Genomic DNA, 1,577 nt, shown 5'->3' with positions numbered 1-1,577 from the left:
GAAGTCAGACCGTAAGGACTGGTGGAGCGCTTAGAAGTGAGAATGCCGGTATGAGTAGCGAAAGACAAGTGAGAATCTTGTCCACCGAATGCCTAAGGTTTCCTGAGGAAGGCTCGTCCGCTCAGGGTTAGTCGGGACCTAAGCCGAGGCTGAAAAGCGTAGGCGATGGCCAACAGGTTGATATTCCTGTACCACCTCCCCGCCGTTTGAGTAATGGGGGGACGCAGTAGGATAGGGTAAGCGCGCTGCTGGATATGCGCGTTCAAGCAGTTAGGCTGATGAGTAGGCAAATCCGCTCATCATAAAGGCTGAGCTGTGATGACGAGGGAATTATAGTACCGAAGTTCCTGATTCCACACTGCCAAGAAAAGCCTCTAGCGAGGCGGGAGGTGCCCGTACCGCAAACCGACACAGGTAGGCGAGGAGAGAATCCTAAGGTGATCGAGAGAACTCTCGTTAAGGAACTCGGCAAAATGACCCCGTAACTTCGGGAGAAGGGGTGCTCTGGTAGGGTGTATAGCCCGAGAGAGCCGCAGTGAATAGGCCCAGGCGACTGTTTAGCAAAAACACAGGTCTCTGCGAAGCCGCAAGGCGAAGTATAGGGGCTGACGCCTGCCCGGTGCTGGAAGGTTAAGAGGAGGGGTTATCCTTTGGGAGAAGCTCTGAATCGAAGCCCCAGTAAACGGCGGCCGTAACTATAACGGTCCTAAGGTAGCGAAATTCCTTGTCGGGTAAGTTCCGACCCGCACGAAAGGCGTAACGATCTGGGCACTGTCTCAACGAGAGACTCGGTGAAATTATAGTACCTGTGAAGATGCAGGTTACCCGCGACAGGACGGAAAGACCCCGTGGAGCTTTACTGTAGCCTGATATTGAATTTTGGTACAGCTTGTACAGGATAGGTAGGAGCCTGAGAAGCCGGAGCGCTAGCTTCGGTGGAGGCGTCGGTGGGATACTACCCTGGCTGTATTGAAATTCTAACCCGCGGCCCTGATCGGGCCGGGAGACAGTGTCAGGTGGGCAGTTTGACTGGGGCGGTCGCCTCCTAAAATGTAACGGAGGCGCCCAAAGGTTCCCTCAGAATGGTTGGAAATCATTCGTAGAGTGTAAAGGCACAAGGGAGCTTGACTGCGAGACCTACAAGTCGAGCAGGGACGAAAGTCGGGCTTAGTGATCCGGTGGTTCCGCATGGAAGGGCCATCGCTCAACGGATAAAAGCTACCCCGGGGATAACAGGCTTATCTCCCCCAAGAGTCCACATCGACGGGGAGGTTTGGCACCTCGATGTCGGCTCATCGCATCCTGGGGCTGTAGTCGGTCCCAAGGGTTGGGCTGTTCGCCCATTAAAGCGGTACGCGAGCTGGGTTCAGAACGTCGTGAGACAGTTCGGTCCCTATCCGTCGTGGGCGTAGGAAATTTGAGAGGAGCTGTCCTTAGTACGAGAGGACCGGGATGGACACACCGCTGGTGTACCAGTTGTCTTGCCAAAGGCATCGCTGGGTAGCTATGTGTGGACGGGATAAGTGCTGAAAGCATCTAAGCATGAAGCCCCCCTCAAGATGAGATTTCCCATAGCG

Annotated in this window: 1 rRNA gene; it reads left to right on the top strand. The window is 54.8% G+C overall.

The features are described 5' to 3' along the window. Nucleotides 1–1,577: ribosomal RNA gene (locus MMB68_RS27430) — 23S ribosomal RNA — on the top strand; the annotation flags it as partial.

Origin of the sequence: Priestia sp. Y58 (genome assembly GCF_029522095.1) — a bacterium.
GTDB classification, from domain to species: Bacteria; Bacillota; Bacilli; order Bacillales; family Bacillaceae_H; genus Priestia; species Priestia megaterium_E.
This window is presented reverse-complemented; position numbering and strand designations above follow the sequence as displayed.